Raw genomic sequence first — 19,543 nt, forward strand, 5'->3', positions numbered from 1 at the left:
ATTCAGTAATCAGGATTATCAAAATTCTGACTTCTAAATTCTGGCTTCTAAATTCTAAATTACATTCGCTCCGGCACATTGATTCCTAACAAACCGAAAGCTGATTTAATAACTTCACCTACTTTCTTAGACAATTGAACACGGAAAATTTTCTTCATTTCGTCTTCTTCGCCTAAAATAGAAACGGTTTGATAAAAAGAATTGTATTCTTTCACCAAATCATAGGTGTAATTCGCCACTAAAGCCGGACTGTGGTTTTTGGCCGCATCCTGAATAACAACGGGAAATGCTTCGATTTGTTTCAACAATTCCTTTTCTTTTTCGTGGATTTCCACTACTACATCCTGACTTAAATCGAAAGCAGCTTTTCTTAAAATCGACTGGATTCGCGCATAAGTATATTGGATAAACGGTCCCGTATTTCCTGCAAAATCAACCGATTCTTCCGGATTGAACATCATTCCTTTTCTCGGATCAACTTTCAGCATATAATATTTCAACGCGCCCATTCCAATGGTAACGTATAATTTCGCTTTTTCCTCTTCAGAATAACCTTCCAATTTCCCTAATTCTTCGGATATTGCTTTTGCGGTTACCGTCATTTCTTCGATTAAATCATCGGCATCTACCACGGTTCCTTCACGGGATTTCATTTTTCCAGACGGCAATTCCACCATTCCGTACGACAGATGATACAAATCTTCTGCCCAGTCAAATCCTAATTTCTTCAGAATCAAGAACAACACTTTAAAATGATAATCCTGTTCGTTTCCAACTGTATACACCATTCCGCCCACATCGGGATTGTCTTTCACACGCTGAATCGCGGTGCCGATATCCTGAGTCATGTAAACGGCTGTACCGTCGGAACGCAACACGATTTTTCGGTCTAAGCCCTCTTCGGTTAAATCGATCCAAACCGAACCGTCCGGATCTTTCTCGAAAATGCCTTTTTCCAATCCGAATTGCACCACTTCTTTTCCTAACAAATAGGTATTGCTTTCGTAATAATACGAATCGAAATCCACACCCAAACCTTTATAAGTAACGGCAAAACCGTCGTATACCCATTGGTTCATGGTTTTCCAAAGTTCCACCACTTCCGGTTTTCCGGCTTCCCAATCCAAAAGCATTTGTTGTGCTTCCAGAATCATGGGTGCCTGTTTTTTGGCTTCTTCTTCCGATTTTCCTTCTGCCATTAATGTACTAATCTCGGATTTATAAGCCTTATCGAATTCCACATAATATTTACCAACCAATTTATCGCCTTTCAATCCGGAAGTTTCGGGTGTTTCACCGTTTCCGAATTTCTGCCAAGCCAACATCGACTTACAGATATGAATACCACGGTCGTTGATAATTTGAGTTTTGTATACTTTTTTACCGGATGCTTTGATGATTTCAGCTACGGAAGATCCCAAAAGAATGTTTCTTACGTGTCCTAAATGCAAGGGTTTGTTGGTATTGGGTGAAGCAAACTCAACCATAATGGCTTTCGCATCTTCTTTCGGAGCTACGAAACCGAAATTGTCGGCATTCTTAATCCCGTTAAAGAAATTCAGATAATAAGCATCGGAAATCACAATGTTCAAAAATCCGGAAACCACATTAAAACGGTCTACTTCGGTAACATTCTGAACCAGATAATCGCCAATTTTGTTTCCCAATTCTACCGGATTGCTTTTTACCAATTTCAACAACGGAAAAATCACCACGGTTATGTCGCCTTCAAATTCCCGACGGGTAGCCTGAAATTCCACTTTTTCGAGTGTAACATCAAATAAATCCTGAACTGCTTTCTGGATTTTTTCCGTAAGAATTTGTTGAAGTATCATAATCTTAGATTTTTTAAGGGTGCAAAGATACGTTTAATTGCAGAAATTGAAAATTAGAAAATCACAAATTTCAACCCTGAAATCCAACACTTTACCGAATAAATTTCGTGATTCCTTATTTTTTCATGAAAATTATGTAACAATTAATCCTTTTATGAGTCTATTACACGTGCTCTTCCGGATGGTTTCCGTAGTAGGCGCAACATATTAAAATGACAAAACAGAATTCAATAATCATCAATCAAACCGAAGCATTTGATAGTAATGAGCAGAATGTTCAAGTAACATTCGGCAATCATTTAAAATCAACCGCAACGAAAAAAAAATCAAAAAACATGAAGCTTAAATTATTCCTCGTTTGTTTGTTGAGCACTGTAGGCTCTGCATTCGCACAAGCGCCAGCCGCTGTAAATTCAGGGAGTGTTTCCGGAAAAATAATCGACAAAACCACCAAAGAGCCTATCGGATACGCATCGGTTTCCGTAAAAGACGCCGGAAAAGTGGTTACCGGAGCAATTTCCCAGGAAAACGGAAATTTTAACATCCCGAATCTTGAACTGAAAGCCTATACACTTGAAGTACAGTTCATCGGTTATAAACCCTACTCCAAAGCAATTGTTTTAAGTGCAACCGACAAAACCCTCAATCTTGGGATGATTGCTATTGAAGCTGAAGCTACGCAATTAGAAGGCGTTAATATTGTGGCAGAACGCTCGAATATTGTACAGAAAATTGATCGAAAAGTAGTGAATGTTGGCAAAGACTTAATTGCTTCCGGAACAACCGCTTCCGATATTATGAATAACGTTCCCACGGTAAGCATCGACCCGCAAACCAAAGAATTGAGTTTGAGAGGCAACAGCAACGTACGAGTTTTAATCGACGGAAAACCTTCTAATGTGGATGCTGCGCAACTGTTACAGCAAATCCCATCGTCTTCCATCAAACAAATTGAATTGATTACCAGTCCGTCAGCAAAATACAATCCGGAAGGAATGAGCGGAATCATCAACATCATTTTACATAAAAATGCAAGTGCCGGTTTCAACGGTTCGATAAATACTGGAGTTACATTTGGTATAACCCCTAAAACGAATTCGGCGTTAAATCTGAATTATAAAGTAGGAAAAGTGAATTTTTACAGCAACTACGGCTTCAATCACGGTATCAATGCTAATCATGGCTTTGTAAATAGTGCCAATCCGGGACTTGAGAATCTTCAGAATTTTGAATTCAGAAATCTGAACAATTCTCATCTACTGAAACTGGGGATGGATTACTACATTAACGAGAAAAACACCTTGTCGTTTTACACGAATCAAAACATCACCCACATGGATGGCTATGGAAAAACAACTGTAGATTATTTTGGTTTGGGCAATAACGACAATTTTCAGAGTTACAACAACGAAAATGAAAACAAAACACAAACGTACGACCTAGCATTCAAACACGATTTCACCAAAAAAGGAGAAAATATCGAATTTCAGGCCAATTTTTCGAAAACAAAAAACACGGAAGACACCCGATACAACAATAATTCAAATGCATCCGATGGAACCTTATTTTCCGATTCAAAATCACAGAATATTGTGGACGGTGTAACGGATTATACGCAGATTAATATTGACTATGTGAATCCTCTTTCCGAATCCTTGAAATTAGAGTTGGGTGCCGAAACAAGAATCCAGACCACAAAAAACAACTTCATCGCCACTGAAGCCGGTAATGAGTATGCAACGCCTTACAACTACACCAAAGATTCTGATTACAACTTTACGTTTAACCGAAACATCAATGCCGTATATTCGAATTTCAGTAAACAATGGAACAGTAAATGGAGCTCACAAATAGGTTTACGCGTTGAATATTATGATATTTCGGGTGATTTTGCACGTACCGAATCGAAATTCCAATCGAATTTAGTGCCGCAATCTTCCAATGTAGACCTTAAAGACCGAGTAACCGATGATATTTTCACAGTGTATCCATCTGCTTTTATCAATTATACTGTTAACGAAAAAAACTCGTTTAATTTTAATTATTCCAGACGTGTGGACCGACCAAGCATCGGGCAAATCAGTCCGATTCGAGAATGGACCACTCCGTTAATGGAATCCAGAGGAAACCCTTCGTTAGAGCCGCAATTCACAAATTCCTTTGAAGTAAATTATACCCGAAATACAAAATTAGGTTCGATAACAACCGGTGTTTTCTACCGAAGAATAAGCGACGAAATTTCGAGAGTAGTTTACAATGATCCTAACGACCCGTCCAACAACAGAAAAATCCTTTCTTTTGACAATTTTAATAACAACAACGCCTATGGAGTGGAAGCTTCGGCTAATTTAAAATTTACGAAATGGTGGGCAGCTAACGCCAGTGCCGATGCTTATTTTAAAACCGTTAAAGGTGCTGTACAAAATGTAAATACCGGTGTATTGGAAAATGCTCAGGTAGACGTAACCTCATTCAACACAAGATTAAACAACACCTTTACGGCGACTAAAGACTTGCGTTTCCAATTGTTCGGGATGTATCGCGGCCGTGACATGAGTTTGCAGTTTGAAAGAAAAGAAATGTACAAAGCCGATGTTGGTTTAACCTACAATGTTTTCAAAGGAAAAGGAACGATTACCGCACGTTACAACGATATTTTCAAAAACATGCGTTTTGCCTTCGATGGCGAGATTCCGTACAGACAATATGGTGCGTTCTACTGGGAAAGTCAGACCTTCTACATCGGATTCAACTATATGTTTGGTGGTGGAAAAAACAAAGCGTTACAACGCAAACAACGTGATGCCAACGAAACCCAAAGTGGCGGAATGTTCTAACTATGAGTTTTTAGTTTTTCAATATTTTATTTAACGAAAAAACCTCGGAGATGGTCAACTCCGAGGTTTTTTTATTTTATTTATCGAATTTCAGTGCTTTTGCTTTTTCCGGTTCTTCTTTATGTTTCCGTAAATCGAAAGTGGTTCCGAAAATCGTATCCCAAAACGTATTACTAACGCCGAAACCTAAATTCTCATTTCGATAATGATGCATCTGATGATTGCGCCAAAGCGGTTTCATGAATTCAAACGGCGGTTCGAAAGCATGAATCGCATAATGCATGGAAGCATACAACAAATACCCCAACATAAATCCGGGGAAGAAAGCAAAAGTATATTCTCTGAAAATAATATAGTGAATCAGAAATAGTGTCGATGATAAAATCAAGCTCGGAAGCGGCGGCATAAACAACCGTTCGCGGTCTTTCGGGTATTCATGATGATTGCCGTGAAGTATATAGGAAATATTCTTCATTTTCGGATTCTCACTAACCAAATGAAACAAATACCGATGCGCTATATATTCAAAAAAGGTCCAATAGAACATTCCGCCTAAAAAGAGACATCCTGTCATTGGACCTGATATTTTATAAACAATATGAGCTTTATAAACTAAAAAAAACAATATCGGAACATACATTCCCCAAATCACAAACGGATTGGCTTTGGTTAGCATTTCAAGATATTGGTTTTCAAATAATTTTGCCTGACCTTCGTTGTTAACGGTAATTCTTCGTGCCATAAGTTCGATATTAAAATTAATAACTGAAAATACGACTTGAATTTATAAAATATTAAAACACAAGGCAAAGAAAATCAGACCAGTAGCACAAAAAACAGACTACCAGCGAATAATTACGCTTCCCCAGGTAAATCCGCTACCAAAAGCCGCCAAGACCACCAAGTCGCCTTCTTTTATTTTTCCTTTTTCCCATGCTTCGGTTAAAGCAATCGGAATGGAAGCTGCCGTAGTGTTTCCGTATTTCTGAATGTTGTTGTATACCTGATCGTCGGTTAATTTGAATTTCTGCTGAATAAACTGTGAAATTCTCAAATTCGCCTGATGCGGAATCAACATATCAATATCCGAAACCTGTAAATTATTCGCTTCCAGACCTTCGTTAATCACCTCACTGAAACGCACCACCGCATTTTTGAAAACGAATTGTCCGTTCATGTGCGGATAATAACTTTCATCGTCCGGATTATTATCGGCAATGATATCGGTTACCCAACGTTTGCCCATTCCCGGTGCGATTAATACCAATTCTTCAGCATGTTGTCCTTCGGAATGCAAATGGGTTGATAAAATTCCTTTCGTGGTATCTTCCGTACGACTCAAAACAGCTGCTCCGGCACCATCTCCGAAAATTACAGATACCCCACGACCACGATCAGTCATGTCTAAACCGGTGGAATGAACCTCCGAACCGATTACCAAAATATTTTTATACATTCCGGTTTTAATGAACTGATCGGCAACCGAAAGCGCATACACAAATCCGGAACATTGATTACGAACATCCAATGCACCAACGGTTTTTAAGCCCAAATCGCGTTGTACCAAAACACCCGGTCCTGGAAAATAGTAATCGGGACTTAATGTGGCAAAAACCACAAAATCGATATCTTCTTTTGCAACTCCAGAGCGTTCAATAGCAATTTTTGCGGCTTTAACCCCCATTGAAGTGGTAGTATCTTCACCTCTTATAATATGACGACGCTCCTGAATTCCGGTTCGCTCCTGAATCCATTCGTCGTTAGTATCCATTTTTTTCGATAAATCGTCGTTGGTAACAATATTTTCCGGAACATAAAAACCTAGTCCAGAGATTTTTGAATGATACATCATCTTTGTTTTTTTGTTAAAAATCGGGCTACAAATCTAAGCATAATTGAATTTATAATCATTATCCGCACTTTTTTTTTCGATTACAGCAATTCTTTTCCGACAAACAGTTGACATTTAACAATTCCCTCTTTATTTTCTTACCTAAATATAGTATTTTAGAGGCTTTCATTTTCAAAAAAAATTCACACTATGAAATTACTTTATAAATCGGTATTCTTCTTATTGTTAAGCAGTTCGCTGTTTGCACAGGAAAACCTGACGTATCAAAAGCCTTCCAAAGAAATCCTGGCCTTAGCCGAATACGACAGAGCGCCATCGGTAACGATGGATACCAAAAAAGAATGGATGCTCTTGAGCTACCGAAATACGTATAAAAGTTTAGACGATTTAAATCAGGAAGAGATGCGTTTGGGCGGCTTACGAATCAATCCGATTACAAATATTTCCAGTACGGTTACCTATATTAACAATCTGAAAGTACGCCGGATTAAAGACAAAAACGAACTTCAGGTTCAGGGTTTACCAAACAATCCTAAAATTGCCAACCTTTCCTGGTCGCCCGATGAAAAAAAAATAGCATTTACCCACACCACAAATTCCGGAGTAGAACTTTGGGTTTTGGACCTTGCTTCGGCGAAAGCCACCAAACTAACTTCAGACAACCTGAATGCCAACATGGGCAATCCGGTGAGCTGGTTCCGTGATGGAAAAACCATTCTGGTAAAAACACTGGTTCCAAACCGCGCCGCATTAATCGATTCTAAAAAAGATTTGCCAAACGGACCGATAGTTTCCAACAGTGAAGGAAAAGTTTCCCAAAACAGAACTTACCAGGATTTGCTGAAAAACAAAACCGACGAACAAAATTTTGAAAATCTGGTAACTTCCGAATTGTACAAAGTCGATTTAACCGGAAAAGCAGAATTGTTCAAAAAAGCCGATATGTATGCCGGAGAAAGTTTCTCGCCAGACGGGAATTACATTATGATTTCGAAATTACAGAAGCCGTTTTCTTATATCGTTCCGTTAGGTCGTTTTCCGCAAAAAACTATCGTATACGACAAATCCGGAAACGAAATAAAAACCGTAAACGAAGTACCGCTGAACGAAGTTATGCCAAAAGGTTTTATGGCGGTACGTCAGGGTAAAAGAAGCATGGGCTGGAGAAACGACGCACCGGCTACATTATATTACGCAGAAGCTTTAGATGGCGGCGACCCGGCTAACAAAGTGGAATTTAGAGATGAAGTTTTTCTTTGGAAAGCGCCTTTTGCTTCCGCTCCCGTTTCGTTGGTAAAAACACCGCAACGTTTTGGCGGTATTACTTGGGGCAATGACCAAATCGCCGTGGTTTACGACAGTTGGTACGACACCCGAAATACCAAAACCTATTTAATCAATCCGTCGAATCCGTCAGTAGCCCCAAAAGTGATTTCCGACAGAAATTCGCAGGACATTTACGCCGATCCCGGAAATTTTGAAACCAAGAAAAATGATTTCGGCAGGTCGGTTTTAGCCATGGAAGGCGACAACGCTTACCTGATTGGAAACGGATTTACCAAAGAAGGTCAGTTTCCTTTTATTGATGAATTCAACACCAAAACTTTAAAGTCAAAACGCTTGTACCAGTCGGCTTTCAAAAACAAAAAAGAAGATATTTTATCGATTGAAGATTATAAAAAAGGAGACGTTTTGGTTCAGATTCAATCGCCAACCGAATTTCCGAATTACTACTTCCGAAATATTAAATCGAAAGACAAAATCACACCCATAACCGCCTTCAAAAACCCGTTTGAAAGCATTAAAAACGTGTACAAAGAAGTAATCAAATACAAACGCAAAGACGGCGTGGAATTATCGGGAACCCTATACCTTCCGGCCAATTACGACCGTAAAGCCAAAAAAGAAAAACTTCCGTTATTAATCTGGGCCTATCCTACTGAATTTAAAGACAAGAATTCGGCCGGACAATCCAATCAAAATCCAAACGAATTTACGTTTCCTAACTACGGTTCGTTCGTATATTGGGTAACCAAGGGTTATGCCGTTTTGGACGATGCCTCGTTCCCTATTATCGGAGAAGGAAAAACAGAACCTAACGACACATTCATTTCGCAATTGGTCGCAAACGGAGAAGCGGCTATTGATGCCGTGGACAATTTAGGCTATATCAATCGTAAAAAAGTAGCGGTGGGCGGACATTCGTATGGTGCTTTTATGACCGCAAATTTACTGACCCATTCCAATTTATTTGCCTGCGGAATTGCACGTAGTGGTGCTTATAACCGCACTTTGACGCCTTTCGGATTCCAAAGCGAACAACGCAATTATTGGGAAGTTCCTAATATCTACAACGGAATGTCGCCGTTTATGAACGCTGATAAAATGAAAACTCCTTTATTATTGGTGCACGGTGAAGCCGATAACAATCCAGGGACTTTCACTTTGCAGACAGAACGCTATTTTCAGGCCTTAAAAGGATTGGGCGCACCGGCAAGAATGGTGATTTTACCAAAAGAATCACATGGATATGTTGCTAAAGAAAATATTTTTCACCTGCTTTGGGAACAGGATCAGTTCTTGGAGAAATATTTGAAAAACTAATGTAAAACAAAGCCCGAATATTTGAATTCGGGCTTTGTTTTTATAAACGTTTCTTTAAATTTTGCATTTTCAAATCGCGTTCCATAGAAAAAACCGCGGTTTGTTTGTTGATGTAATCGTAAATTTTCAGTGCTTTTTCAGCAAATCCGTTCTTATTTGATTTCACAAGAATATCGGCAAATAGTTCAAGATTTTCCGGACTGAAACACTCATTTTTCAGCAAAAAATCAATAATTTCATCGGTAGAAATCGCTTCAATCGTTTTTAAATCGAAACCCAATTCTTCCTGCAATTTCTGGTTGAATACTGAATCGGTTGCACCAGAATCATCATGAGCATTATCATTTGTAATTTTCTCAAGCATCCGCCGAAGAAAAAAACCAAGCTGGTTGATCTGCTTCGTCAATAAATCTTCTTTTGCCATATTAACTGATCATTAAAGTTACTTCGGAATTCGTTTCCAACTCCGAATCGTTTTCGAAGAAAATCACTTTTCGGTCAAAAACCGCTTTCACCAGGTAATGACTTCCTTTAAAATAACATTGTTTTACAACGACTCTCAGCATTCCGTTTTCGACCACTTTTAATTGGTGCGGATACAGTAGAAGTGTTTCATCTTCGCCTTCGGTAAAAACAATTTGCGACAACAGCAACTCATTCACTTCCCCGAAAAGAGAAGCAACATATTTGTCTTTCGGATTATTATATACGGCCATCGAAATGCCTTTATCAACCATTTCGCCTTTACGTAAAACAATGGTTTCATCAGAAAAAGAAAGCGCATCCACACTGTCGTGCGTGGCAATAATAACAGTTATCCCTTTGGCTTTCAGATAAGCGAATAAATTTCGGCGAAGGGCATTTTTCCGGAAATTATCAATATGACTGAACGGTTCGTCCAACAATAAAACCTCAGGTTCCAAGGCTAAAACTCTTGCTAAAGCCACGCGCTGTTGCTGTCCTCCGCTCAAAAACTTGGCTTTCACATCAGCAAATTCAGTCATTTCCACAATTTCGAGTAATTCCTGAATGCGTTGTTTTTTTTCTTCGGGATAAAAATTCGACAAAAACTTCCCAACGTTTTCCGCTACGGTTACATAAGGCATCAAATCGAAATCCTGCGCCAAATATTTCATAAACGGCATTCCGGGCACCAAATTAAATTTTGGTCCGGTCACTTCGGTATCCTTCCAGAAAATCTGACCTTCATCCAAATCAAATAATCCGTAAATCAACTTGAGCAGTGTGCTCTTTCCGCAACCGCTTTCGCCTAAAACAGCAATATTTTTTCCTTTAACAACGGAAAAATCAATGTTGTGAATAATTCTTTTTTCTGTATATCCGAATGAAATTGTTTTAACCTGTAGCATCATTATAAAATAGAGTGTGCAAATTTAATGGCTATTAATTTTAATACGTCTTTTTTTTAAATCTAAATTCATCAATATTTGAAAGTTTATGTCTAATATTGCAGAAATTATAACCTACTATTTGCATGAGTTTTTCAGTTAAAAATTTGACGTTCATCTTATTACTTTTTACTTCGCTATCATTTGGACAAAGAGTTTACAATAACTTTTCCATTGACGCGAGTTATGGTATATCAGGAGTAAAAGATCCTGGATTGAGTGATTTCTCGCATCTTGATTTCGGAGGAAGATATATGTTTGGGGACACTTGGGGTATAAAACTTGATTACGGAATGGATAAATTCAGAACACAGAAAACACCTGTCGAAAAAGGTATTGATGTGTCCCGAATTTCTATTCAGGCTGCTTGTAATCTAACCAATCTTATTGATACCCGAAGTTATTTTTACAGTAGGACTTTTAATCTTTTGAGTCATGCGGGTGTTGGATATTCCATGCAAAAATCCGTAACAATTCCTCAAGGCGGAACGGATGAAATCGGGCATATTATTTTTGGTGTTAATCCACAGTTCTCAATTACCGATAATTTAGCAGTCGGACTGGATGCAACAGGAATTGTTCACCTTTCACAACACTATTGGTTTGATGGTAATTACACTTACACCAGTCCGGAATTTAAAGGATCACCAAATGCCACTTCTACTTTTATTTACAATTTTACAGTTGGACTTTCCTATACTTTTGGAGAACCATAATAAACATACAGATAATAAAAAATCCCGGAAGTAACCGGGATTTTTTATTTTATACCATTAACAGTTTAATTACCTGCTTCTTTTTTAGCGTCCTGAACCATTTTTTCATTAGCTGTAATGGCAAATTCCACACGTCGGTTTTTACTTCTTCCTGCATCAGTTTCATTGTCGGCTACAGGATCCGCTTCGCCCATTCCAACCGTTTTAAAACGGGAAGCCACCAAACCTTTGCTGGCAAGATAATTTTTTACGGCTGCCGAACGTTGTTCAGACAAACTCAAATTGTATTCATCCGAACCTTTGCTGTCGGTATACCCAAAAATCTGGATGTTGGTATCCGGATATTCTTTGAAAACAGGAACCAGTTTATCCAAATTCTGTTTTGCTGTAGCCGTTAGGTTTGATTTATTAAAATCGAAATTCACTGAATTCTCACCCAATACCAAATGAATCCCTTCCCCTACGCGCTGTACTTCAACTCCGGGCAAAGCTTCCTTGATTTCACGGGCTTGTTTGTCCATTTTATTTCCAATCAAACCTCCGGCAACACCGCCTACAACACCGCCAATTACAGCACCCAAAGCAGTATTACCACCTTTACCGATATTATTCCCTAAAATACCGCCAATAACAGCACCTCCTACTGCACCAATTGCGGCACCACGTTGCGTTTTATTGGTATTTTTTGCAGCCTCACAGCTTCCTAAAAGGGAACTTAAAGCTACAGCACCCACCAATACATATATTTTTACCTTTTTCATATTGCCTTATTTATTAATTTATTTAATTTACTTTTTGAAACTGATAAACTACTTCAGCCGTATTTCCGCCAACATTGGCTTTATCAATCAACTGAAAAGATGTCCCGGTTTGATTGGCCACTCTTAAAACATAACCACCCGTAACTCTTTTAGCTTTTTCACCGTTCAAAAATTTAATGACCATATTTCCCTCCTTATTGATAAACCATGTAATGTCGGAGGAAAATGCGGCACAATTCGATTTCGTTAAGGCCATTTGCCCCTTATTATTATTGGAAACGAATTTCCATGTACTCCCAACAAAACATTTCGAATCGGCGATATCGAATGAAGTAACTTTTATGTATTCAGAACCCGGATAAGAAACCGAGGCAATTTCCCAATTTCCTTTCACCGCAACTTCTGATTTCATGTCCAGCTTTGTTGCCTGACTTGACTTACAGCCAAGAGCAAAAACGGACAACAACAATAAAACAATGCTTTTTTTCATAGAAATAAATTTAGTTACTGATACAAATGTACTCTCAAAATTCAAGAAGGACTAATTTACAAATTAATTTTTTGTAAACCTATTGCTACGTCATTTTGTCATATTTTTCAAATTGGTACTGATTTTGACTATTGGAAAAACATCAACATTAATTTAAAACTCAAAAATATGACAACAGGAAAAATTAACGTTTCGGTAGAGAACATCTTTCCCTTAATTAAAAAATTCTTGTACAGCGATCACGAAATTTTCCTTCGTGAATTGGTTTCCAATGCTACCGACGCCACTCTGAAATTAAAACACCTTACCAGTATTGGTGAAGCAAAAGTGGAATACGGTAACCCGATAATCGAAGTAAAAATCGACAAGGAAGGCAAAAAACTGCACATCATAGACCAAGGTTTGGGAATGACAGCCGATGAAGTTGAAAAATACATCAATCAGGTCGCTTTTTCAGGTGCCGAAGAATTCTTGGAAAAATACAAAGACTCAGCGAAAGACAGTGGCATCATCGGACATTTTGGTTTGGGCTTTTATTCTGCTTTTATGGTGGCTGAAAAAGTCGAAATCATCACCAAATCTTATAAAGACGAGCCGGCAGCGCACTGGACGTGTGACGGTAGTCCGGAATTCACTTTAGTTCCGTCTGACAAAACCGAACGCGGAACCGAAATCATCCTGCACATTGCCGAAGATTCGCTTGAATTCTTAGAAGATTTCAAAATCCGTGAACTGCTAACCAAATACAACAAATTCATGCCGGTGCCGATTAAATTCGGAACCCGTAAAGAGAAAAAAGCGTTTGGCGTAGGCGAAGATGAAAAAATGGAAGAAATTGAGGTGGACAACATCATCAACAATCCAACGCCGGCCTGGACCAAACAACCTTCAGAATTAAACGACGACGATTATAAAAATTTCTACCGTGAATTGTATCCGATGCAGTTTGAGGAGCCATTATTCAACATCCATTTAAATGTTGATTATCCGTTCAACCTGACCGGAATTTTGTATTTCCCGAAAATGTCGGCCGATTTACAGATTCAGAAAGACAAAATCCAACTGTATCAAAATCAAGTTTTTGTGACCGATAATGTGGAAGGCATCGTACCGGAATTCCTTACCATGCTGAAAGGAGTTATCGATTCTCCGGATATTCCGTTAAACGTATCGCGTTCGTATTTACAGGCGGATGGTGCCGTGAAAAAAATCTCGAATTACATCACTCGCAAGGTGGCCGACAAACTAAAATCGCTATTCACCGAAAACCGAGAAGATTTCGAACAAAAATGGAACGATATCAAAATCGTTTTGGAATACGGAATGTTATCGGAACCGAAATTCTACGAAAAAGCAGGAGCGTTTACCTTATATCCAACCGTAAACAAGAAATATTTTACGCTGGATGAACTGACAGAAACCATTAAAGACCAGCAAACCGACAAAGACGGAAAATTAGTAATCTTGTATGCTTCCGACAATGATGCACAACACAGTTATGTGGAAGCAGCTGAAGCCAAAGGATATGAAGTTTTGTTATTGGACTCGCCAATCGTATCGCATCTGATTCAGAAATTGGAAGCCGACAACGAAAACCTGATGTTTGTTCGCGTAGATTCGGACCATATCGACAATTTAATTAAGAAAGAAGACAACCAGATTTCGAAATTATCCGATGATGAAAAAGAAACGCTAAAAACCACTTTGGAAGGCATTGTTCCGACAACTACTTACACGGTACAATTGGAAGCCATGGACAGCAAAGCCGCACCATTCCTGATTACACAACCGGAATTCATGCGCAGAATGAAAGAAATGAGCAAAACCGGCGGTGGCGGAATGTTCGGTATGGGCAATTTCCCGGAAATGTACAATCTGGTAGTAAACACCAATTCGGATTTGGCAACATCTATTCTTAACGAAAAAGACAAAAACGCTCAGGAAAGTTTGGTAAAACAAGCTTTAGACTTAGCAAAATTATCGCAAGGTTTACTGAAAGGCGAAGATTTGACCGCTTTTGTAAAACGTAGTTTTGAGTTGATTAAATAACAACGATTTATTAACTCTCATCATAGTAAAAACCTGTAAACGCAAATTTACAGGTTTTTTTATTCAATAATCCAAAGCAAAACCGGCTTCCCGCTTGCCTGCAGTTTTTCATCGAGTTTTTTCATGAAAGCATCGGAAACTGCCGGACAGCCCCAACTGAGCGGACTGTAATTCGGAAATATTTCTTTATCCGAAACTTTCCCCCAGGAATGCAAAACAACGACTCTTTCTTCTGCATTTTTGTTGGAAGCCTCTAAACCCTTCAGCCAATATTTTACGTTAATTCCCCACGAACTGTAATCCCGTTTCCCGATTTTGTATTTCCCTTTCATCGAACAATGACTGTCTACTTTAGTATTGAATTTTGCTTTACTGTATTTGGTCAGATTCGTTTGAAAATGATCGCAGGCGCCATGCGTTACCAGATTTTTATCTACAATTTCAGAAGAACGGAAATCGTAAACATAAAAACGGTTATTCCCGGAATGAACGCTAAGATCCACCAAAAAATAATAGTCTTCGTTAAAATTATGGTTCTTGCAATATTTTTTGGCTTCCGCATGATAATCGGAATATTTAGCTTTTTCATTGTTGGTGTTATTACAGCAAACGAAAGAAAGCAAAAGCAGAAGAAAGGTTCTTTTCATAAAACATTAAAAGTTTAGCACTCCTTTCAAAACACAACTATTTTTATTTTAGTATAGTTCCGCTGAAATAATTCCACTTCACTAATGTATCTCACAAATCAAAAACCACAACTTTGTGTCAACAAACAGCATAATTGAAACAAAACGCTTATCTTTGCCGGCTTTTTAAAATTGAAAATATGTTTGGGAACAGAGTATTAAAGGGAGTTTTCTTAGTTGGCTTAGGCGCTACGAGTTATGGAATGTTAGCCACTTTTGTTAAACTGGCCTATAATGAGCATTACACTACTGCGGAAGTTACTTCTTCACAATTTATATTAGGAATTATTGGAATCTTACTCATTAATGCTTTTCAAAAAGCAAAGAATAAAAATGAAGTTGTTAAAGCATCCGGAAGAAATATTTTCCATCTGATGCTGGCCGGCACCTCTCTAGGAATGACCAGCGTATTCTACTATTTGGCGGTAAAATACATTCCGGTTTCCATCGGAATTGTTTTATTGATGCAAACCGTTTGGATGGGTGTTTTGCTGGAATGGATTTTGGATAAAAAAGCGCCTTCGCTTCAAAAAATAGCTTCTGTAGTGATTGTTTTAATAGGAACGGCTCTTGCAACCAACCTAATAAACAGTAGTATCAATTTGGATATCCGCGGAATCATTTGGGGAATGTTGGCTGCAGCTTCTTTTACAACTACAATGTTTACGGCTAACCGAATAGCTGTTGGAATTTCATCTGCCCAAAGAAGTTTATACATGCTTTTAGGTGGAGCAGTAATTGTTTTTGGATTTTCAATTGCTACTCAAACCACTCCTTTTAATTTCGGAATTTTCATGAAATGGGGAATTGTGTTGGCTGTTTTCGGAACAATAATTCCTCCAATGCTAATGAATGCCGGATTTCCGCATACCGGAATTGGATTAGGGAGCATCGTATCGTCATTGGAATTACCCGTATCAGTTACCATGGCTTTTGTTATTTTAGACGAAACCGTTATTGCAACACAATGGATTGGAATTTTATTAATTATACTAGCCATTGCTATTATGAATATGAATTTCAGAAAAAAATCATAACATTTTATTTTTTTCAATACTTTTTTAAGTAAATTCGTAATAAATAAAACGTTTTATTATGAATCTACCTTGGCATTTATACCTCATGGCCGTACTTTACATTATTGCTGGTATAAATCATTTCAGGGTTCCCAAAATTTATCATAAAATAATTCCACCGTATTTCCCCAAACCAAAAACACTCAACCTTATTTGTGGTGGTTCAGAGATTGTATTAGGATCAGCACTTTGCATCCCGATACTTACAAAATTCGCCGCTTTGGGCATTATTACATTATTGTTAGCGGTGTTTCCTGCCAATATTTATATGTATTTAGACGATACCGCCAGTTTGGGCATTCCTTCCTGGTTATGACTTATCCGTTTACCACTACAATTGGCCTTAATCTTATGGGCTTATATTTATACCTGAAACTATTTTTAACCAATCAATAATCAAATAACACTATTATGAAAAAACTATTTGCGGAATTTTTTGGAACTTACTGGTTAGTATTTGGAGGTTGCGGAAGTGCTTTGTTTGCAGCGGGCATTCCCGATTTAGGCATTGGATTTGCCGGTGTCGCTTTAGCATTCGGTTTAACGGTTTTAACCATGGCATATGCCATCGGACATATTTCCGGCGGACATTTCAATCCTGCAGTTTCTATAGGGTTATGGGCCGGCGGACGTTTTGAAGCAAAAGACCTGATTTCATACATTATCGCACAATGTGCCGGTGCCGTTACAGCAGCTGCCACCTTGTTTTTCATCTTATCCGGAAAGGCTGGATTCGCCATTGACAATACTAAAGCCGGAGCATTTGCTTCCAATGGTTATGGTGCTTTTTCCCCAGACGGATATTCCATGTTGTCTGCATTTACTGCCGAATTTATACTTACCATGTTTTTCCTTTTAATTATTCTTGGCGCTACGGACAAATTCGCTAATGGAAAGTTTGCCGGAGTTGCAATTGGATTGGCGCTGACCTTAATTCATTTAATAAGCATCCCGATAACCAATACCTCCGTAAATCCAGCCCGTTCCACTTCTCAGGCTTTATTTGTTCAAGGCGAACCATTGATGCAATTGTGGTTGTTCTGGCTGGCTCCTGTTTTGGGCGCACTGGTTGCCGGATTTGTTTATAAAAACCTGCTTCAGAACAACGAAGCCGAATAAATGTAAAAAACTCAAAGTAAAAGCGATGCAATTGTGCATCGCTTTTTTTATTTTTGATCAATGAATTTGTTTCCACAAGATAAAATCAATTTCGATTTACCCGATGCCGAAATCGACTACTATCCGCATTTTTTCCCGGAAAGCGAAGCCAATAACATCTTTCAGAAACTTTACAGAGACATTCCCTGGCAACAGGACAGCATCACTGTTTTCGGAAAAACATACCAGCAACCCCGACTAACGGCTTTATTCGGAAATGAAGGCAAACCGTACTCCTATTCCAACATTACCATGCAACCCCATCCATGGAATGAATTGCTGCTGCACATCAAATCGGAAATCGAAAAAGCAACTGGTCAAACATTTACCTCCGTTTTACTCAATTTGTACCGAGACGGAAAAGACAGCAACGGCTGGCATGCCGATAACGAAAGAGAATTAGGTCAAAATCCGGTAATCGCTTCGGTAAGTTTTGGCGAAAAAAGGGTGTTTCAGCTAAAACACAACACTATTAAAGATTGCAAACAAAACCTTCTCCTGGAAAATGGTAGCCTTCTTTTGATGAAAGGCACTACCCAACACTATTGGAAGCACCAGATTCCGAAAACAGCAAAACCAATAAATCAGCGAATAAATCTTACGTTTCGTACAATTTTATAAAACAAAATGCAAAGGTGATTTCCTTTTTGGTCTGATTTTTGTAAATTCATGAAAAATAAAAACTTCGTATTTCTAAAGGTGTTTTTTTAGTAATATTGAGTATCAATTTGTAAACACAACTAAAACCATTTATTGTATTAATTTTTTATCTAATGCAAAAAAGAAAGATTTCAGAAATGGACAACGAAACGTTAGAGCGTGTTGTCACTATGGCTCAGGAGGAAAAAAAACCTTTTGAAGTATTAAAAGAAGAATTTGGGATTTCAGAAAACGATGTCACGGAACTGATGCGGAAAAAATTATCCAAAGACAATTTCGAGCTTTGGAAAAAAAAGGTTACAGCAAGCAAACCGAAACCAAAACCTCTAAAATTCAATGAAATTGAGGATGACGATTTAGACAGCAAATACTATTTTAAAAATAAAATGGATTAACATCAAAAATCTCCTACTTTTAGGGGATTTTTTATTTATATCTACTATGAAAACAATTATTACTTTTTTCTTACTGTGTTTCTCTTCATTCACTTATTCACAAAATGAAACGTTTGGCAAAGAAGAAATCATCATAAGCTCTTTACTGAAAGGCGACTTGTATACGCCAGAAAAAGGAAAAACCAAAAAAACATTAGTCATTCTTCTGGCAGGTTCCGGTCCGACAAACCGTAACGGAAACCAAATCGGAATGCAAAACAATTCGCTGAAATATCTGGCGGAAGATCTGGCAAACGGTGGATATAGTGTATTTACTTTTGACAAAAGAATCATCGCTCAGATTATAGCTGGAAATATCAATGAATCCGAATCGCGATTTGAAGATTTAATTTCGGACGCAAAAAGCATTGCCGAACATTTTAAACAAACAAACAATTACAAAAAAATCGTTTTTGCCGGACACAGTGAAGGGTCGTTAGTGGGCATGATTGCCGCCCGTGAAATCAATGCAAACGCTTATATTTCAATTTCAGGTGCCGGAAGATCTATCGACGAAGTACTGATAGAACAACTTGACAAACAATTACCTTCGCAAAAGGAAAAAATCACTGCTTCTTTCAACCTGCTCAAAAAAGGCGAAACTTTTAAAAATGAAGTTCCTGTACTGGAATCCATTTTCAGAGCAAGTGTACAGCCGTATCTTATTTCATGGATAAAATACAACCCTCAGGAGGAAATCCAAAAACTGAACTGCCCGATACTCATCATCAACGGCGACAACGATTTACAAGTAGAACCTAAAGATGCCCTTCTCTTAAATCAGGTCAATAAAAAAAGTGAGCTGGTTATTCTTAAAAATATGAACCACGTTTTTAAAACCATCAAAGGCGATAAAACTGAAAACATGAATTCCTACTCTAACCCTAATTTAAAAAACGCTCCGGAACTTTCCGAAACCATACTAAAATTCTTAAACCGTAAGTTGTAACAAAAAACGCAACTCTGCTACTTATTC

General features: G+C 38.2%; 18 protein-coding genes. 10 read left to right on the forward strand and 8 right to left on the reverse strand.

Annotation, left to right across the window (positions count from 1 at the left end):
- Nucleotides 1-59: 59 nt before the first annotated feature.
- A complete protein-coding gene (argS, locus tag FCR2A7T_RS05045) occupies nt 60-1,835 on the reverse strand; it encodes an arginine--tRNA ligase (RefSeq protein ID WP_023570211.1) in 1,776 nt (591 codons plus the stop codon).
- A 212-nt stretch (nt 1,836-2,047) separates the two neighbouring features.
- On the opposite strand from argS, the gene FCR2A7T_RS05050 reads away from it, so the two are divergent.
- Complete coding sequence (locus FCR2A7T_RS05050; protein WP_023570212.1) at nt 2,048-4,672, forward strand: TonB-dependent receptor domain-containing protein; 2,625 nt, start codon at nt 2,048-2,050, stop codon at nt 4,670-4,672.
- 76 nt (nt 4,673-4,748) lie between these two features.
- Here FCR2A7T_RS05050 and FCR2A7T_RS05055 read toward each other — a convergent pair whose 3' ends face one another.
- Entirely contained in the window at nt 4,749-5,414 is a 666-nt protein-coding gene (locus FCR2A7T_RS05055) for a sterol desaturase family protein (RefSeq protein WP_023570213.1), read from the reverse strand.
- 99 nt (nt 5,415-5,513) lie between these two features.
- Entirely contained in the window at nt 5,514-6,521 is a 1,008-nt protein-coding gene (locus FCR2A7T_RS05060) for a 3-oxoacyl-ACP synthase III family protein (RefSeq protein ID WP_035117531.1), read from the reverse strand.
- A 192-nt stretch (nt 6,522-6,713) separates the two neighbouring features.
- Between FCR2A7T_RS05060 and FCR2A7T_RS05065 the strand changes: the two genes are divergently transcribed.
- Entirely contained in the window at nt 6,714-9,128 is a 2,415-nt protein-coding gene (locus FCR2A7T_RS05065; RefSeq protein ID WP_023570215.1) for a S9 family peptidase, read from the forward strand.
- A gap of 40 nt (nt 9,129-9,168) precedes the next feature.
- Here the strand turns inward: FCR2A7T_RS05065 and FCR2A7T_RS05070 are convergent, their stop codons facing one another.
- Together FCR2A7T_RS05070 and FCR2A7T_RS05075 are read right to left on the reverse strand one after the other, a co-directional pair.
- Nucleotides 9,169-9,552 (reverse strand): hypothetical protein, encoded by a 384-nt coding sequence (locus tag FCR2A7T_RS05070; RefSeq protein WP_023570216.1) that lies wholly within the window; start codon nt 9,550-9,552, stop codon nt 9,169-9,171.
- Between the two features lies 1 nt (nt 9,553).
- A complete protein-coding gene (locus FCR2A7T_RS05075; protein WP_035117533.1) occupies nt 9,554-10,498 on the reverse strand; it encodes an ABC transporter ATP-binding protein in 945 nt (314 codons plus the stop codon).
- Between the two features lie 125 nt (nt 10,499-10,623).
- On the opposite strand from FCR2A7T_RS05075, the gene FCR2A7T_RS05080 reads away from it, so the two are divergent.
- Nucleotides 10,624-11,253, forward strand: a complete 630-nt coding sequence (locus tag FCR2A7T_RS05080) for an outer membrane beta-barrel protein (protein ID WP_023570218.1) — start codon at nt 10,624-10,626, stop codon at nt 11,251-11,253.
- Between the two features lie 65 nt (nt 11,254-11,318).
- Here the strand turns inward: FCR2A7T_RS05080 and FCR2A7T_RS05085 are convergent, their stop codons facing one another.
- Nucleotides 11,319-12,014, reverse strand: a complete 696-nt coding sequence (locus tag FCR2A7T_RS05085) for an OmpA family protein (protein WP_023570219.1) — start codon at nt 12,012-12,014, stop codon at nt 11,319-11,321.
- Nucleotides 12,015-12,036: 22 nt separating this feature from the next.
- On the reverse strand, nt 12,037-12,504 hold the full coding sequence (locus FCR2A7T_RS05090) for a lipocalin family protein (protein ID WP_023570220.1): 468 nt from the start codon (nt 12,502-12,504) through the stop codon (nt 12,037-12,039).
- Nucleotides 12,505-12,672: 168 nt separating this feature from the next.
- On the opposite strand from FCR2A7T_RS05090, the gene htpG reads away from it, so the two are divergent.
- Nucleotides 12,673-14,553: a molecular chaperone HtpG gene (gene htpG / locus FCR2A7T_RS05095; RefSeq protein WP_023570221.1), complete on the forward strand. Its 1,881-nt coding sequence runs from the start codon at nt 12,673-12,675 to the stop codon at nt 14,551-14,553.
- 59 nt (nt 14,554-14,612) lie between these two features.
- Here htpG and FCR2A7T_RS05100 read toward each other — a convergent pair whose 3' ends face one another.
- On the reverse strand, nt 14,613-15,200 hold the full coding sequence (locus FCR2A7T_RS05100) for a murein L,D-transpeptidase catalytic domain-containing protein (RefSeq protein ID WP_023570222.1): 588 nt from the start codon (nt 15,198-15,200) through the stop codon (nt 14,613-14,615).
- A 179-nt stretch (nt 15,201-15,379) separates the two neighbouring features.
- On the opposite strand from FCR2A7T_RS05100, the gene FCR2A7T_RS05105 reads away from it, so the two are divergent.
- The 6 genes from FCR2A7T_RS05105 (at nt 15,380) to FCR2A7T_RS05130 (ending at nt 19,516) form a co-directional block, all read left to right on the forward strand.
- Nucleotides 15,380-16,276, forward strand: a complete 897-nt coding sequence (locus FCR2A7T_RS05105; protein ID WP_035117383.1) for an EamA family transporter — start codon at nt 15,380-15,382, stop codon at nt 16,274-16,276.
- Between the two features lie 58 nt (nt 16,277-16,334).
- Entirely contained in the window at nt 16,335-16,631 is a 297-nt protein-coding gene (locus FCR2A7T_RS05110) for a DoxX family protein (RefSeq protein WP_023570224.1), read from the forward strand.
- Between the two features lie 95 nt (nt 16,632-16,726).
- Nucleotides 16,727-17,434 carry an aquaporin Z gene (gene aqpZ, locus FCR2A7T_RS05115; RefSeq protein WP_023570225.1) on the forward strand — a complete coding sequence of 236 codons (708 nt, stop codon included), beginning with the start codon at nt 16,727-16,729 and terminating at the stop codon, nt 17,432-17,434.
- Nucleotides 17,435-17,494: 60 nt separating this feature from the next.
- Nucleotides 17,495-18,094 carry an alpha-ketoglutarate-dependent dioxygenase AlkB family protein gene (locus FCR2A7T_RS05120; protein WP_023570226.1) on the forward strand — a complete coding sequence of 200 codons (600 nt, stop codon included), beginning with the start codon at nt 17,495-17,497 and terminating at the stop codon, nt 18,092-18,094.
- A 152-nt stretch (nt 18,095-18,246) separates the two neighbouring features.
- On the forward strand, nt 18,247-18,528 hold the full coding sequence (locus FCR2A7T_RS05125; protein WP_023570227.1) for a TIGR03643 family protein: 282 nt from the start codon (nt 18,247-18,249) through the stop codon (nt 18,526-18,528).
- A gap of 46 nt (nt 18,529-18,574) precedes the next feature.
- A complete protein-coding gene (locus FCR2A7T_RS05130) occupies nt 18,575-19,516 on the forward strand; it encodes an alpha/beta hydrolase family protein (protein ID WP_023570228.1) in 942 nt (313 codons plus the stop codon).
- Nucleotides 19,517-19,543: the final 27 nt, after the last annotated feature.

Origin of the sequence: Flavobacterium cauense R2A-7 (assembly GCF_000498475.1) — a bacterium.
Lineage (GTDB): Bacteria > Bacteroidota > Bacteroidia > Flavobacteriales > Flavobacteriaceae > Flavobacterium > Flavobacterium cauense.

Bases quoted from the DNA above. Each gene is read 5' to 3' on its own strand.
- argS (WP_023570211.1), bottom strand. From the start codon at position 1,835: ATGATACTTCAACAAATTCTTACGGAAAAAATCCAGAAAGCAGTTCAG.
- FCR2A7T_RS05050 (WP_023570212.1), top strand. From the start codon at position 2,048: ATGACAAAACAGAATTCAATAATCATCAATCAAACCGAAGCATTTGAT.
- FCR2A7T_RS05055 (WP_023570213.1), bottom strand. From the start codon at position 5,414: ATGGCACGAAGAATTACCGTTAACAACGAAGGTCAGGCAAAATTATTT.
- FCR2A7T_RS05060 (WP_035117531.1), bottom strand. From the start codon at position 6,521: ATGTATCATTCAAAAATCTCTGGACTAGGTTTTTATGTTCCGGAAAAT.
- FCR2A7T_RS05065 (WP_023570215.1), top strand. From the start codon at position 6,714: ATGAAATTACTTTATAAATCGGTATTCTTCTTATTGTTAAGCAGTTCG.
- FCR2A7T_RS05070 (WP_023570216.1), bottom strand. From the start codon at position 9,552: ATGGCAAAAGAAGATTTATTGACGAAGCAGATCAACCAGCTTGGTTTT.
- FCR2A7T_RS05075 (WP_035117533.1), bottom strand. From the start codon at position 10,498: ATGCTACAGGTTAAAACAATTTCATTCGGATATACAGAAAAAAGAATT.
- FCR2A7T_RS05080 (WP_023570218.1), top strand. From the start codon at position 10,624: ATGAGTTTTTCAGTTAAAAATTTGACGTTCATCTTATTACTTTTTACT.
- FCR2A7T_RS05085 (WP_023570219.1), bottom strand. From the start codon at position 12,014: ATGAAAAAGGTAAAAATATATGTATTGGTGGGTGCTGTAGCTTTAAGT.
- FCR2A7T_RS05090 (WP_023570220.1), bottom strand. From the start codon at position 12,504: ATGAAAAAAAGCATTGTTTTATTGTTGTTGTCCGTTTTTGCTCTTGGC.
- htpG (WP_023570221.1), top strand. From the start codon at position 12,673: ATGACAACAGGAAAAATTAACGTTTCGGTAGAGAACATCTTTCCCTTA.
- FCR2A7T_RS05100 (WP_023570222.1), bottom strand. From the start codon at position 15,200: ATGAAAAGAACCTTTCTTCTGCTTTTGCTTTCTTTCGTTTGCTGTAAT.
- FCR2A7T_RS05105 (WP_035117383.1), top strand. From the start codon at position 15,380: ATGTTTGGGAACAGAGTATTAAAGGGAGTTTTCTTAGTTGGCTTAGGC.
- FCR2A7T_RS05110 (WP_023570224.1), top strand. From the start codon at position 16,335: ATGAATCTACCTTGGCATTTATACCTCATGGCCGTACTTTACATTATT.
- aqpZ (WP_023570225.1), top strand. From the start codon at position 16,727: ATGAAAAAACTATTTGCGGAATTTTTTGGAACTTACTGGTTAGTATTT.
- FCR2A7T_RS05120 (WP_023570226.1), top strand. From the start codon at position 17,495: ATGAATTTGTTTCCACAAGATAAAATCAATTTCGATTTACCCGATGCC.
- FCR2A7T_RS05125 (WP_023570227.1), top strand. From the start codon at position 18,247: ATGCAAAAAAGAAAGATTTCAGAAATGGACAACGAAACGTTAGAGCGT.
- FCR2A7T_RS05130 (WP_023570228.1), top strand. From the start codon at position 18,575: ATGAAAACAATTATTACTTTTTTCTTACTGTGTTTCTCTTCATTCACT.